Consider the following 13665-nt stretch of genomic DNA (forward strand, 5'->3'; position numbering starts at 1 on the left):
GAAGATACTGACCGCATTCCGGTAACTACACCGATGCGGCGACTGCGACGCAGGCCGTGTCGTGGTCGAGGAGGGTGTGTCCCATCGTTGCGTCCCCGCGTCTTCGCGCACTGCTCTGTCCGGCCGCGACGCTGATCCTGTGCGCCTGCAGCGCGTCCGGGCCGCAATCGGCCCTCGACCCGGCCGGCCCGGCCGCGGCGGCGATCGCACGCAGCTGGTGGCTGATGTTCTGGGCCGCGCTGGCGATCTGGACCCTGGTGGTGGCGCTGGTGCTGATGGGCATGCAGCGCGCACGCGGCATGACCGCCAGTGGAGGGCGCCGCCTGATCGTGATCGGCGGGCTGGTGCTGCCGGTCGTGCTGCTGGCGGCGCTGCTGGTGTACGGCACGCTGACCAGCGACCGAGTGACCGGACGCGGCGCCGAGGTGGACCACGTGGTCGCGGTCAGCGCGCGGCAATGGCAGTGGGACTTCGTCTACCTCGATGACGCCGGCCAGCCGCTGGCCACCTCGACCGACGTGCTGGCGATGCCGCTGGGCGGCATGGTCGAGTTCCGCATCGACAGCGCCGACGTGATCCACAGTTTCTGGATCCCGCGCCTGGGCGGCAAGATCGATGCGATTCCCGGGCGCACCAACGTGCTGCGCCTGCGTGCCGATGCGGCCGGCCCGATGCGCGGCCAGTGCGCAGAGTTCTGCGGGCTGGACCACGCGCTGATGGCGTTCGAGGTGCGGGTGCTGGAGGCCGACGCGTATGCGGCCTGGCTGCGGGAGCATGCGATCGGACAGGGAGGTGCCCGATGACGGTCCCTGTGGACAGCGGCGTGCGCGGCCCGCATGACGCGGAGCGCCTGCGCCTGCGCCTGCTCGATCGCATCTGGTCCAACGCACCGGGCTGGAAGGGGCAGCTGACCGCGGTCAACCACAGCACCGTGGCGATACGCTTCATCCTGACCGGGTTCGCCTTCATGGTGATCGGCGGCGCGCTGTCGATGTTCATCCGCCTGCAGCTGGCATGGCCGGGCAACGAGGTGCTCGACCCGCAGCGCTACGCGCAGTTCGTGACCCTGCACGGCACGACGATGATGTTCCTGTTCGCGGTGCCGGTGCTGGAAGGCTTCGCGATGTACCTGCTGCCGAAGATGCTCGGCGCGCGCGACCTGCCGTTCCCGCGCCTGGGCGCGTTTGGCTACTGGTGCTATCTGTTCGGCGGCCTGTTCCTGTATTCGAGCCTGCTGTTCGACGCGGCGCCGGATGGCGGCTGGTTCATGTACGTGCCGCTGACCGATGCCACGTTCTCGCCCGGGCGCGGCCCGGATTTCTGGCTGGTCGGGGTGACCTTCGCCGAGATCTCGGCGGTGGCCGCGGCGGTCGAGCTGATCGTCGCGGTGCTGATCACCCGCGCGCCGGGCATGGATCTGCGACGGATGCCGCTGTTCGCGTGGGCGGTGCTGGTGACCGCCTTCATGATCGCGTTCGGCTTCCCGCCGCTGATCCTCGGCAGCATCCTGCTGGAGATCCAGCGCGCATTCGGCTTCGCCTTCTTCGATGTCGCCCGCGGCGGTGACCCGCTGCTGTGGCAGCACCTGTTCTGGCTGTTCGGGCACCCGGAGGTGTACATCATCTTCCTGCCGGCGGCGGGCATGGTCTCGATGATCGTGCCGACGTTCGCGCGGCGGCCGGTGGTGGGCTACCTGTGGATCGTGCTGGCGCTGGTGTCGACCGGCTTCCTGAGTTTCGGCCTGTGGGTGCACCACATGTTCGCGGTCGGCATCCCGCTGCTGGCGCTGGCGTTCTTCAGCGCGGCGAGCATGGCGGTGGCCGTGCCCAGCGGCATCCAGGTGTTCGCGTGGATCGCCACGCTGTGGTCGGGCCGGCCCTGGCTGCGGCTGCCGATGCTGCATCTGGTCGGCTTCTTCGTGGTGTTCGTGCTCGGCGGGCTGACCGGGGTGATGCTGGCCTTCGTGCCGTTCGACTGGCAGGCGCACGACAGCCATTTCGTTGTCGCGCACCTGCATTACGTGCTGATCGGCGGGCTGATGTTCCCGTTGTTCGCCGGCCTGTACTACTGGCTGCCGCTGGCCAGCGGGCGGATGCCGTCGGAGAGCATCGGCCGTACTGCGTTCTGGCTGGTGTTCGTCGGCTTCAACCTGACCTTCCTGCCGATGCACCTGACCGGCCTGATGGGCCTGCCGCGGCGCGTGCAGGATTACCCGATGGAGCTGGGGGTGCACTGGCTGAACCTGGTCTCGACAGCGGCCGGCTTCGCACTGGCGGTGGGCATGGTCGCGATCCTGGTCGATGCGGCGCTGTGTTTCCGCCATGGCCGGCGCGCCAGCGCCAATCCCTGGCAGGCCGGCACCCTGGAGTGGGCGCTGCCGCAGCCGGTGCCGGCCTACAACTTCGCTTCGGTGCCCGAGGTGCGCGACCGGTATCCGCTGTGGGACGACCCGCCGCTGGCCGCGCGTACGGCGGGCACCGACGGCCTGCTCGGCGATGCGGCGCACGGGCGCCGCGAGATGCTCGGCACCGGCCTGCTGACCGCCGAGCCGGAGCAGGTGATCCGCCTGTCGAGCTCGAGCTGGCAGCCGCTGATCGCCGCGTTGGCGATCGCCGCGCTGCTGGCCTGCTTCCTCGCCAAGTGGTATGTCGCCGCCGCGCTGTTGTTGCTGCCGCTGCTGGCCTGCCTGCTGGTCTGGGCCTGGACCACCGGCGACCGCCACGCGGCACCGCGGCTGTCCGCCACGCCGTCGCTCGCGCTGCCGGTGCAGTACGCCAGCCGCAACGCACCGGGCTGGTGGGCGCTGGTGTCGAGCCTGCTGATCGATGGGTCACTGTTCGCCTCGCTGGTGTTCGCCTATTTCTACCTGTGGCTGGGCACGCCGGCATGGCCACCGCCGGGGATGTCCGCCGGGGCTGGCTTGTCCGGATGGGTCGCGCTGGGCCTGATGGCGGCATGCTGGCCGCTGGCCGCGGTGTCGATGCGGGCGTTGCGCGCCGGCCGGGGCGGTACCGCCATGCTCTGGCTGCTGGCGACGCTGGCGCCTGCGGTCGGGTTCCTCGCGCTGCATCTGCCGCTGGTGTCGTCGCTGGTGGGCGCGCCGTCGGGTCATGCGTACGCGTCGGTGGTGTGGACGCTGGCCGGCTTCCACGCGGTGCACGTCGGCGTGGCGATGCTCATCGCCGCGTTCGTGGCCGCGCGGCTGCACCGCCGGCACGTCGACGCGGCGCGCCCGCTGGAACTGCGCATCGCCGTCGCCTTCTGGCGCTATACGGTCGGGCAGGGCGTGGTGATGTGGGCGGTGATCCACCTGTTCCCGGGGGCGCTGTGATGCTGCAGGCGATCGCACCCTGGCGGCTGGTGGGCCTGGCGGCGCCGATGGCGGTGTGGGCGCTGCATTTCGTCGTGGTCTACAGCCTGCAGGGCCTGGGCTGCGTCGAGGGCTGGAACCAGACGCTGCTGACCACGCTCCTGCTTGCGCTGACCGTGGCGGCGCTGCTGGTGATCGCCTGGCTCGGCCTGCGCGCGCGCCGCGCCGCGGTGGCCGGTGCGGGTCCGTGCGACGCGGTGCAGCGCCGCCGGCACTTCCTGTCGCTGGCCACCGCGCTGGTCGCGCTGCTGTCGCTGGTCGCAGTGGTCTTCACCACGATTCCGATCCTGTTGCTGCGGCCCTGCGCCTGAGGAGCATCGATGCGCAAGAGCCTGAAACAACCCGTCCCCAAGGAACGCAGCAGCACCGTGTCGAGTGCGGTCGCGATCCGGCAGCATCCACTGCATCCGATGTTGGTGGTCTATCCGATCGCCTGCCTGAGCCTGCTGCCGGTCAGCGACCTGGCCCTGCTGTGGACCGGCACGCCGTTCTGGGGACAGGTGTCGCTGCTGCTGAACATGGTCGGGCTGGGGGGCGGGCTGGTCGCGGCGATCGTGGGGACCTGCGACATGCTGCTGATCCGCGTCGCGCGCCGGCATGTGTCGGTATGGAGCCACGCCATCGCCGCGGTGATGCTGCTGGCGGTCTCGGCCGCCGGCGTGCGCCTGCGCATGGCCGATGCGGTGGAGGCGGTGTGGCCGTGGGGGCTGATGCTGTCGGTCACCGGCCTGCTGCTGGTCGGCGTGGCCGGCTGGCTGGGAGGTACGCTGACCTTCAAGTACGGGATCGGCGTCTACGGCAACGCGTCCGAAGAGGAAGAGGGCGGCGACGGCACGCCGCCGGCGGCATGAGCGGCCTGGCCGCCGATCGGATTCGGCGCAGGCGGCAGCGTCCCGGCGCTGTCCGGCTTGGCTCCGGTGAGCGCGGCCAGGCCCAGCAGCAACAGCAGCGGCAGCCAGCCGACGATGCGGTAGAAGGTGGCACCGTGGCGGTCGTGGCCCTGGCCGAGCTGGTACAGATGCAGGCCGAAATACAGGTGCAGCAGCACCGCGAAGGTGACCAGCACCAGTTTCATCGCGAGCCAGGCATCGAACGGGATCCAGGCGATCAGCACCATGCCCAGCGCGATGGCGACCAGCGCCGATGGCGTGGCGATGCGGAAGAACAGCAGGTTGGCGGTGACGTTGAAGAACTCCGGATCGGCGTCGACCTCGCCGGCATGCCGCGCCACGAACAGGCGCGGCAGAAAGAACAGGCCGGTGAACCACAACATCACCGCGCCGATGTGCAGCAGCTTGAGCCAGAAGTACACGCGCGCATCCCGCCGAAGATCCGATCGGGACACCGTAGCCGGCCGGGCGCGAAGCGCGCGTGGGCATCGATGGCGTCGGCCGCGCTCGCGGCGCTGTCCCCGCCCGCCGCGGCCCAGTCGATGTGCCGGGTGCCGACCCCGCTTGAGCAGGTGGGCTGGTTCGCCTCGCTCTGGACGCAGCTGCCGCTGGTGCTGCTCGCCGTGCTCTACGGCATCGGCGTGTGCAGGCTGTGGCGGCGAGGGTGGGGCCGTGGTGTCGGCAGGGGGGCGGTGGTCTGCTTCGGCGCCGGAACCGGGCTGTTGCTGCTGGTCACCGCCGGCCCGCTGCGGGCCCTCGGTGCATGGTCGCTGGCCGCGCACATGGCCCAGCACATGGTGCTGCTGGCGCTGGTGCCGCCGCTGCTGTTGGCCGGCCGGCCACTGGCGGTGGTGGCCTGCGCGCTGCCGGCCGCCTGGTCCCGGCGGCTGCACCGTGTGCTGCATCCGCTGCAGCGCTGGCTGGGCGACGCGCTCGCGCCGGCGACGATCGCGCACTGCGCGGCGATGTGGCTGTGGCATACCCCGGGCGGGCTGCAGCGTGCGCTGGAGGGCGAGGTCCTGCACTGGACGATGCACGCCAGCTTCCTGGTCGCCGGCCTCTGGTTCTGGGGCGCGCTGTGGCGGCGGATCCGCGATCCGGTGGCCGGGGCGGTGCCGGGCCTGGTGGCCCTGGTCGTGGTGATGATGCAGATGGGCTTCATCGGCGCGCTGCTGACCTTCGCCTCGCGCCCGCTGTACGCGGTCTACGTCCTGCGCGCTCCCGAGCTGGGGCTGGCACCGCTGGCCGACCAGCAGCTGGCCGGCCTGCTGATGTGGGTCCCGAGCTGCCTGCCGTATCTGGCCGGGGCGGCCTGGCTGCTGTGGCGCGGGTTCGGAAGGCTGGAGCGGTCGCGTCGGCCGACGGGGGCGGTGCGGCGCTGAGGCGTGGGGTGCGGGCTTCCCGGCGTGCCCCAGGCCGGACGGACGTCCTGCCGGGGCGGTCAGGCCCCGCCACCGGAATGTTGCGTCCGTCCAGTGGGCAGCATCGCGGCCGGCTTCGGGCGTATAATGTCGTGCTTCCCCACAAACGGGTATGCCGATGCTGCGCATCCAGGCCGAAGCACTCACCTACGACGACGTCTCGCTCGTCCCCGCCCATTCTGCCGTGCTGCCGAAGGATGTCTCGCTCGGCACCCGCCTGACCCGCGACCTGCGCATCAACCTGCCGATCGTCTCGGCGGCGATGGACACGGTGACCGAAGCGCGCCTGGCCGTGGCCATGGCCCAGCTCGGCGGCATCGGCATCCTGCACAAGAACATGACCGCCGAGCAGCAGGCGGCCGAAGTGGCCAAGGTGAAGAAGTTCGAGTCCGGCGTGATCCGCGACCCGTTCACCGTGCGCCCGGACACCACCATCCGCGAAGTGCTGGCCTTGACCCGCGCCCGCAACATCTCCGGCGTGCCGGTGGTCGACGACGCGGGCCAGCTGGCCGGCATCGTGACCCGCCGCGACATGCGCTTCGAGACCGAGCTGGACGATCCGGTCCGCCACATCATGACCAAGAAGGACCGCCTGGTCACGGTCAACGAGGGCGCTGCCGACGAGGAAGTCCTCAAGCTGCTGCACAAGCACCGCATCGAGAAGGTGCTGGTGGTCAACGGCGACTACGCGCTGCGCGGCCTGATCACGGTCAAGGACATCCAGAAGAAGACCGACAACCCGAACGCGGCCAAGGACGCGTCCTCGCGCCTGCTGGTCGGCGCGGCGGTCGGCGTCGGCGGCGACACCGAACTGCGCGTGGAAGCCCTGGTGGCGGCCGGCGTGGACGTGATCGTGGTCGATACCGCGCACGGCCACTCGCAGGCGGTGATCGACCGCGTGGCCTGGGTCAAGAAGAACTTCCCGCAGGTGCAGGTGATCGGCGGCAACATCGTCACCGGCGATGCCGCGCTGGCGCTGTACGACGCCGGCGCCGACGCGGTGAAGGTCGGCGTGGGCCCCGGCTCGATCTGCACCACCCGCGTGGTCGCCGGCGTCGGCGTGCCGCAGATCACCGCGATCGACATGGTCGCCGAGGCGCTGCAGGACCGCATCCCGCTGATCGCCGACGGCGGCATCCGCTACTCGGGCGACATCGGCAAGGCGATCGCCGCCGGTGCCTCGACGGTGATGGCCGGTGGCCTGTTCGCCGGCACCGAGGAGGCGCCGGGCGAGGTCGAGCTGTTCCAGGGCCGCGCCTACAAGAGCTACCGCGGCATGGGCAGCCTGGGCGCGATGGAGAAGGGGTCCAAGGACCGCTATTTCCAGGACGCCTCGGATGCCGACAAGCTGGTGCCGGAAGGCATCGAGGGCCGGGTCCCGGTGCGTGGTCCGCTGGCGGCGGTGATCCACCAGCTGCTCGGCGGCCTGCGTGCCACCATGGGCTATGTCGGCTGCGCGACCATCGAGGAGATGCGCAGCAAGCCGAAGTTCGTGGTGATCACCGGTGCCGGCCAGCGCGAAAGCCACGTCCACGACGTGCAGATCACCAAAGAACCGCCGAACTACCGCGCCGGATGAGACCGGGCGTGGCGAAGGTGGCCGCGGCGACACTGACCGTCGCGGCCGCGCTGCTGGCCGGCGGTTGCGCGCAGGGCCGTGCGACGGCACCGGTCGTCTCGCAACCGGCGTCCACCGATGGCGCCGTCGGCGCGGCAGACGCCGCCGATGCCGGGCAGCAGCCCGGGCAGATGTTCACGGCCTGTGGCGCGCGATTCCGCATTCCCGACCAGTGGCAGCCGGCCGCGCTGGATGAGCTGCACTGGCAGCTGACCGGTGCCGGTGGGCTCGGAAACGGCTTCTCGGTCAGCGTACGCTGCATCGAGGAGCCGGCATCGCCGGCCACGCCGTTTACCGACCTTGCCCAGGTCGTTGCCGAACTGGGGGGCGAGGGGCCCGAGTACGCCGCCGCATTCCGGCTCCACACGCTCTGGCTGGAGTCCTCGCCACGACGGCCGCAGGCCCTGATCGGCCTGCGCCAGGAACAGCATGAAGGCCCAGGCCGGAGCGAAGTGGTGGTCTGGACCGACGGTGACCGCCGCACGCCCACCTCGCCGCGCCGGGAGCATCAGGGCATGCTCGCAGTGCACTGGTCGGCAGACGATCCAGACCAGGTCCGGCAGTACCAGGCATTCCGCGCACTCATCGATCCATCCTTCACCACGACGTCGCCCAGGATCGGGCGCAACCGGGCTACTACGCGATGACCGACATCCACAGCGACAAGATCCTCATCCTCGATTTCGGCGCGCAGTACACGCAGCTGATCGCCCGCCGCATCCGCGAGATCGGCGTCTACTGCGAGATCTGGGCCTGGGACCACGATCCGGCCGAGATCGCCGCATTCGGTGCCAGGGGCATCATCCTGTCCGGCGGCCCGGAATCGACCACCGTCGACGGCTCGCCGCGCGCGCCGCAGCAGGTGTTCGATGCCGGCCTGCCGATCCTGGGCATCTGCTACGGCATGCAGACGATGGCCAAGCAGCTCGGTGGCGACACCGAGGCCGCCGACCAGCGCGAGTTCGGCCACGCCGAGGTGTCGCTGGTCGCGCAGGACCGCCTGTTCGACGGGCTGAAGGACCATCCCGGCTCGCCGCCGCGGCTGGACGTGTGGATGAGCCATGGCGACCACGTGTCGGTGGCGCCGCCGGGCTTCACCGTCACCGCGAAGACCGACCGCATCCCGGTCGCGGCCTTCGCCGACGACGCACGCGGCTGGTATGGCGTGCAGTTCCACCCGGAAGTGACCCACACCAAGCAGGGCCAGGCGCTGCTGCAGCGCTTCGTCACCGAGATCTGCGGCTGCCAGACGCTGTGGACCGCCGCTCACATCATCGACGACCAGATCGCGCGCGTGCGCGAGCAGGTCGGCAGCGACGAGGTGATCCTCGGCCTGTCCGGCGGTGTCGATTCGTCGGTGGTCGCCGCGCTGCTGCACAAGGCGATCGGCGACCAGCTGACCTGCGTGTTCGTCGACACCGGCCTGCTGCGCTGGCAGGAAGGCGACCAGGTGATGGCGATGTTCGCCGAGCACATGGGCGTCAAGGTCGTGCGCGTCAACGCCGCCGAGCGCTACTTCACCGCGCTGCAGGGCGTGGCCGACCCGGAAGCCAAGCGCAAGATCATCGGCAACCTGTTCGTCGAGATCTTCGAGGAAGAGTCGAACAAGCTGAAGAACGCCAAGTGGCTGGCGCAGGGCACGATCTATCCGGACGTGATCGAGTCGGCCGGCAGCAAGACCGGCAAGGCGCACGTCATCAAGAGCCACCACAACGTCGGTGGCCTGCCCGAGCACATGAAGCTGGGTCTGGTCGAACCGCTGCGCGAGCTGTTCAAGGACGAAGTGCGGCGTCTGGGCGTCGAACTCGGCCTGCCGCGCACCATGGTCTACCGCCACCCGTTCCCGGGCCCGGGCCTGGGCGTGCGCATCCTCGGCGAAGTGAAGCCGGAGTACGCCGAGCTGCTGGCCCGCGCCGATGCGATCTTCATCGAGGAACTGCGCGCCTGGGACCTGTACGACAAGACCAGCCAGGCGTTCGCGGTGTTCCTGCCGGTCAAGTCGGTCGGCGTGGTCGGTGACGCGCGCGCCTACGAGTGGGTGATCGCGCTGCGCGCGGTGGAGACCATCGACTTCATGACCGCGCACTGGGCGCACCTGCCGTACGAGTTCCTCGGCAAGGTGTCCAACCGCATCATCAACGAGCTGCGCGGCGTGTCGCGCGTGGTCTACGACATCAGCGGCAAGCCGCCGGCGACGATCGAATGGGAGTGACCGCGCGGTCGCGCTGATCAATGGACAGGGCGCCCAAGGGCGCCCTGTCCGTTTCCGCCGGCCGTGGTGCTTACCAGCGCGACCGGCGCGCGTCCGGGCGCGGTTCGAATGCCGGCACCACCTGCTGCTGCAGGGGCTTGCCCGCATTGTTCCAGACACTGGTCTGGACCGGAAATTCCTCGCTGCGGGTGAGCGTGTCGACGATGGAGACCAGTGCCTTGCCGGAAGCCGCGTTGTCCGGGTTCCATGCGAATACCCCGGCCTGCGGGTAGAACACCACGGCCGCATCGCCTTCCAGGCGCCGGTCCGGGCAGAGCACGAAGTCGCGCCGGGCGAGCACCCGCAGCGCACCCACCGGCATGGCGCGGACGGTCGGCCCGGTCCGCTCGGCCGAGTGGCCGGGGCAGACGGCGGCACTGACCTCGATCGCGCGTTCGGCGACCTCGCGGTCGCTCTGGGCGAAGACGGCTGCGGGCATGAGCCCGGCGGCGAGCAGTGCGGAAGGCAGGAGCAGGGGCGGTCGCATCGGTTCCTCGTCGTCGTGCGCGCTGGCGCGTTGCACCGGATGATGTCGCGGCACAGGCGCGCGGGTGTTAGCGACGCGTGCAGGCTCGGACGCGGATGGCAGGCGCGGTTCATGCGCGGCCTGCCGGCATGCAGGAGTATCCTTGGCGGCCGCGGCGATGGCGCCGCGCGCAGCCTGCGGAGCATTCCATGCGACACAGACCTTTCGGCCGCAGTGGCCGCACCGTCGGCGAGATTGGCTTCGGTGCCTGGGCCATCGGCGATGCGTGGGGGCAGGTGGACGACGGTGCGTCGATCGCCGCCCTGCATGCCGCACTGGACGCCGGGCTCGACTTCATCGATACCGCCGATGTGTACGGCGACGGCCACTCCGAGCGCCTGATCGCGCGCGTGCTGCGCGAGCGCGGCGGCCCGCGTCCGTTCGTCGCGACCAAGGCCGGACGCCGGCTGCCGGTCCAGGACGTAGCCGGATACAGCGAGGGAAACCTTCAGGCCTGGATCGACCGCAGCCGGCGCAACCTCGAGGTCGACACGCTCGACCTGCTCCAGCTGCATTGTCCTCCGACCGATGCGTACTACCACCCTGAGCTGTTCGAGCGGATGGAGCGGCTGGTCGAGCGTGGCGCCGTCGCCGCGTACGGGGTCAGCGTCGAGCGCGTGGAAGAAGCGGTCAAGGCGATCGAGTACCCGGGCGTGGCCAGCGTCCAGATCATCTACAACCTGTTCCGGCAGCGCCCGGCCGAGCTGTTCTTCCGGCAGGCGCAGCAGCGTGGCGTGGCGGTGATCGTGCGCGTGCCGCTGGCCAGCGGCCTGCTCAGCGGCAAGTTCGACGCCGGCACGCAGTTCGAAGCCAACGACCATCGCCGGTTCAATCGCAACGGCGAGGCCTTCGATGTCGGCGAGACCTTCGCCGGCGTGCCGTACGAGATCGGTCTTGCCGCGGTGGAGAAGCTGCGTCCGCTGGTGCCCGGCGGGACCACGCTGGCGCAGCTGGCACTGCGCTGGATCCTGATGGACGAGGCGGTCAGCGTGGTGATTCCCGGCGCCCGCAACCGGCAGCAGGCCCTGGCCAACATCGCCGCGGCGGGGCTGCCGGCGCTGGACGATGCGCGGATGGCGGCGATGCGGGCGATCTACGACGCCGACATCCGTCCGTACGTGCACCAGCGCTGGTGAGTGCGGCGATGACACACGGAAACACCCCTGCGGACACGGCTGCCGCCGTCCCGGTGCCGCCGTGCAGCGACGACGACCTGCGCTGGATGCGGCATGCGCTGGCGCTGGCCGAACGCGCGCAGCGCGAGTTCGACGAGATCCCGGTCGGCGCGCTGCTGGTCGGTGCGGATGGCCGGCTGCTGGGCGAGGGCTGGAACCGCAACATCGTCGACCATGATCCCAGCGCGCATGCCGAGATCGTGGCGATGCGCGAGGCGGGCAGGGCGCTGGGCAACCATCGGCTGGTGGGGGCCACCCTGTACGTGACCCTGGAGCCCTGCGCGATGTGCGCGATGGCGCTGGTGCATGCCCGTGTGGCGCGTGTGGTCTATGCGGCGACCGATCCGAAGACCGGTGCCTGCGGCAGCGTGTTCGACCTGATGGGCGATCCGCGCCACAACCATCGCATCGCGGTCACCGGCGGCATCCTCGGCGACGAGGCCGGGCGGCGCCTGACCAACTACTTCCGTGCCAAGCGCGGCCGCCCGCCGCTGCCCTGACCGCGCCTGCTCACGCCTTCGCGCGTGGCACGTGGCGGTGGTCCATCTCTTCGTTGATCGCGGTGACCGCGAGCGAGGATTCGTGCGCCAGCAGCAGGCTGGCCACCAGCATTGCCAGCACGCCGAAACCCGCAAGGACCGTCGGTGTCATGCCGAGCCTGTGGTCGAGCACCGAGTCGGCGGCCACGGCCAGGCTGGTGCCCACGAAGAAGCAGATCGCCGCGTACAGGAGCTGGCCGGCGCGCATCACGATCAGGCTGCGGCGACGCTGCAGCGCGATGCGCTGTTCGTACAGCGCGCGCTCCACCTCGTCGCCGGCGTCCGGAAGTTCGCGCAGCAGGCCACGGGCGCGATCGATGATGCGCGACAGGCGGTTGTTGGCCGACAGCAGCAGCGAGGCGGTGGCGGTCAGGAAGAACGCCGGGGCCAGCATCGCGGTGAGCACGGCATAGTGGCTGGTCATCGGGTTCATCGGCCGGCGGGTGGTGGGTCCTGCGTTATCATGCCAGCCCGCGCGCGGCTGGCAAGCACGCTGCCGTGCACTCCAACGCACAGGACACACACGCATGCGCGCAGCCTCCACCGGCCAGGACCGGCTGATCTGGATCGACCTCGAGATGACCGGTCTGGATACCGACCGCGATTCCATCCTGGAGATCGCCACGGTGGTGACCGATGCGCAGCTCAACGTGCTCGCCGAAGGCCCTGAGCTGGCGATCGGCCATGCGCTGGAGACGCTGGAGGCGATGGACGAGTGGAACCGCAACCAGCACCGCCGTTCGGGCCTGTGGGAGCGGGTGGTGGCCAGTGACGTCACCCTGGCCCAGGCCGAGGCGCGCACCGTCGCCTTCCTGCAGGACTGGGTTCCGGCCGCGACCTCGCCGATGTCGGGCAATTCGATCTGCCAGGACCGGCGCTTCCTGCACCGGCTGATGCCGCGGCTGGAGAAGTACTTCCACTACCGAAACCTCGACGTGTCCACGATCAAGGAACTGGCGCGCCGCTGGGCGCCGGACGTGCTGGCCGGGGTGCGCAAGCAGTCCTCGCACACCGCACTGAGCGACGTGCACGACTCGATCGACGAACTGCGCTACTACCGCCAGCACATCGCCCGGCTTGCCGCCGAGTAGGAGTTGAGCGGCATGGACGTCGACATCAGGAATCCCGATCCACGCCTGCGTCCGTTTCCCGATGCCGGCGAGGTTTTCGCCGACGACCAGGCCTGGCTGGCCCGGCACCTGCATCCGCTGGTTTCGATCGACCTGGCCGCGATCGAGCCGTCGTGGCAGGGCTGGCTGCACCTGCTGAACCCGCTGGAGCCTCACGAGGGCTACGTCGGCGACCACAGCACCGCATTCCACGACCGGCATGCGCGCGAGAACTGGCTGGCGTTCCGTCGCGATGGGGACGGCCGCTACCGCTTCCTCGGGCGCCAGGGCTATTTCCTGCTCGAACAGGACGCCGCTGGCGCCGATGCGGACGCCATGCGCCTGCGTGACGGACTCAAGGCCCACTACGCCGCCCAGCAGGCCGCCTACGAGGCGTCGCGGCAGCGCTATGCCCGGTATGGCGTGCTGACCTTCGCCGACGATGACGATCCGTCGCAGCGCAGCAGTTCGGGCGGTGAGGGACATCTGCTCGACCAGCTCGGCGGGACCACCGGCTATGCCAACTGGACGGTCTGCCCGGACCCGCCCGATGCGTTTGAGCTCGATACCCGCGACGAAGACGACGTGTTTCCGCGCTGGAAGGACGGCGCTGCGTTCCGCTTCATCGCCAGCGTGTCCGGCTATCCCTGGCAGCATTCCGGGGCGGACGCGATCATGCTGTTCTACGAGCCGCAGTCGGACACCGTGCTGCTGACCTTCGACTGGAGCTGAGCCGCTCCAGCCACCGCAAGATCGCAGCTGCCGC

At 70.1% G+C, this 13665-nt stretch carries 15 protein-coding genes; 12 read left to right on the forward strand and 3 right to left on the reverse strand.

Annotation, left to right across the window (positions count from 1 at the left end):
- Positions 1-74 precede the first annotated feature (74 nt).
- The 4 genes from coxB to IB242_RS05655 are packed head-to-tail and all read left to right on the forward strand — an operon-like array spanning position 75 to position 4221.
- On the forward strand, positions 75-803 hold the full coding sequence (gene coxB / locus IB242_RS05640; protein WP_343237090.1) for a cytochrome c oxidase subunit II: 729 nt from the start codon (positions 75-77) through the stop codon (positions 801-803).
- Positions 800-3331 (forward strand): cytochrome c oxidase subunit I, encoded by a 2532-nt coding sequence (gene ctaD, locus IB242_RS05645; protein ID WP_192276704.1) that lies wholly within the window; start codon positions 800-802, stop codon positions 3329-3331. The genes coxB and ctaD overlap by 4 nt, the downstream gene beginning before the upstream one ends.
- Positions 3331-3681: a hypothetical protein gene (locus IB242_RS05650; RefSeq protein WP_192276706.1), complete on the forward strand. Its 351-nt coding sequence runs from the start codon at positions 3331-3333 to the stop codon at positions 3679-3681. The genes ctaD and IB242_RS05650 overlap by 1 nt, the downstream gene beginning before the upstream one ends.
- Positions 3682-3690: 9 nt before the next feature.
- On the forward strand, positions 3691-4221 hold the full coding sequence (locus tag IB242_RS05655; RefSeq protein WP_192276708.1) for a DUF2231 domain-containing protein: 531 nt from the start codon (positions 3691-3693) through the stop codon (positions 4219-4221).
- Here IB242_RS05655 and IB242_RS05660 read toward each other — a convergent pair.
- Entirely contained in the window at positions 4164-4682 is a 519-nt protein-coding gene (locus IB242_RS05660; protein ID WP_192276711.1) for a CopD family protein, read from the reverse strand. The two genes, IB242_RS05655 and IB242_RS05660, sit on opposite strands and share 58 nt — an antisense overlap.
- Positions 4683-4802: 120 nt before the next feature.
- Here IB242_RS05660 and IB242_RS05665 point away from each other — a divergent pair, with 120 nt between their 5' ends.
- The 4 genes from IB242_RS05665 to guaA all read left to right on the forward strand — a co-directional run bounded on the left by IB242_RS05665 (position 4803) and on the right by guaA (position 9511).
- Positions 4803-5642, forward strand: coding sequence for a cytochrome c oxidase assembly protein (locus IB242_RS05665; RefSeq protein WP_225540238.1), 840 nt, complete (start codon positions 4803-4805; stop codon positions 5640-5642).
- 157 nt (positions 5643-5799) lie between these two features.
- Entirely contained in the window at positions 5800-7260 is a 1461-nt protein-coding gene (gene guaB, locus IB242_RS05670) for an IMP dehydrogenase (protein WP_192276717.1), read from the forward strand.
- 8 nt (positions 7261-7268) lie between these two features.
- Complete coding sequence (locus IB242_RS05675) at positions 7269-7946, forward strand: hypothetical protein (RefSeq protein ID WP_192276720.1); 678 nt, start codon at positions 7269-7271, stop codon at positions 7944-7946.
- Positions 7943-9511, forward strand: coding sequence for a glutamine-hydrolyzing GMP synthase (gene guaA / locus IB242_RS05680; protein ID WP_192276723.1), 1569 nt, complete (start codon positions 7943-7945; stop codon positions 9509-9511). Before IB242_RS05675 ends, guaA begins: the two co-directional genes overlap by 4 nt.
- Positions 9512-9581: 70 nt before the next feature.
- Here the strand turns inward: guaA and IB242_RS05685 are convergent, their stop codons facing one another.
- Entirely contained in the window at positions 9582-9989 is a 408-nt protein-coding gene (locus tag IB242_RS05685) for a hypothetical protein (RefSeq protein ID WP_192276726.1), read from the reverse strand.
- A gap of 236 nt (positions 9990-10225) precedes the next feature.
- Between IB242_RS05685 and IB242_RS05690 the strand changes: the two genes are divergently transcribed.
- Both IB242_RS05690 and tadA read left to right on the forward strand, forming a co-directional pair.
- Positions 10226-11212 carry an aldo/keto reductase gene (locus IB242_RS05690; RefSeq protein ID WP_192276729.1) on the forward strand — a complete coding sequence of 329 codons (987 nt, stop codon included), beginning with the start codon at positions 10226-10228 and terminating at the stop codon, positions 11210-11212.
- A gap of 8 nt (positions 11213-11220) precedes the next feature.
- Positions 11221-11751, forward strand: coding sequence for a tRNA adenosine(34) deaminase TadA (tadA, locus tag IB242_RS05695; RefSeq protein WP_192276732.1), 531 nt, complete (start codon positions 11221-11223; stop codon positions 11749-11751).
- Between the two features lie 10 nt (positions 11752-11761).
- On the opposite strand, the gene IB242_RS05700 is transcribed toward tadA, so the two are convergent.
- The gene (locus IB242_RS05700) at positions 11762-12214 is read right to left on the reverse strand and encodes a DUF2721 domain-containing protein (RefSeq protein WP_225540047.1); all 453 of its coding nucleotides are present in this window, start codon (positions 12212-12214) and stop codon (positions 11762-11764) included.
- 103 nt (positions 12215-12317) lie between these two features.
- Between IB242_RS05700 and orn the strand changes: the two genes are divergently transcribed.
- Together orn and IB242_RS05710 are read left to right on the forward strand one after the other, a co-directional pair.
- Positions 12318-12881, forward strand: a complete 564-nt coding sequence (orn, locus tag IB242_RS05705) for an oligoribonuclease (protein ID WP_192276738.1) — start codon at positions 12318-12320, stop codon at positions 12879-12881.
- A 12-nt stretch (positions 12882-12893) separates the two neighbouring features.
- Positions 12894-13631, forward strand: coding sequence for an enolase (locus tag IB242_RS05710; protein ID WP_192276741.1), 738 nt, complete (start codon positions 12894-12896; stop codon positions 13629-13631).
- The last annotated feature ends 34 nt before the right edge of the window (positions 13632-13665 follow it).

The sequence above is a fragment of the Xanthomonas sp. XNM01 genome, from assembly GCF_014851915.1.
Taxonomy (GTDB): domain Bacteria; phylum Pseudomonadota; class Gammaproteobacteria; order Xanthomonadales; family Xanthomonadaceae; genus Pseudoxanthomonas.